The 274-nt window shown below is 52.9% G+C and carries 1 rRNA gene; it reads right to left on the reverse strand.

The annotated features are described in order from the left end of the window. Window positions 1–274 (reverse strand): 16S ribosomal RNA (locus ACTHSL_RS13610); the annotation flags it as partial.

A 274-nucleotide genomic window follows, 5' to 3' on the forward strand; every position in this document is an offset into this window, starting at 1 on the left:
GACTACCAGGGTATCTAATCCTGTTTGCTACCCATGCTTTCGTGCCTCAGCGTCAGTTAAAGCCCAGCAGACCGCCTTCGCCACTGGTGTTCCTCCCGATCTCTACGCATTTCACCGCTACACCGGGAATTCCGTCTGCCTCTGCTCCACTCAAGCCCCACAGTTTCAAATGCAGTCTATCAGTTAAGCCGATAGTTTTCACACCTGACTTGCAGAGCCGCCTACGCACCCTTTACACCCAGTAAATCCGGACAACGCTTGCTCCCTACGTATT

The sequence above is a fragment of the Neisseria sp. P0008.S010 genome (genome assembly GCF_051962715.1).
Taxonomy (GTDB): Bacteria; Pseudomonadota; Gammaproteobacteria; order Burkholderiales; family Neisseriaceae; genus Neisseria; species Neisseria elongata.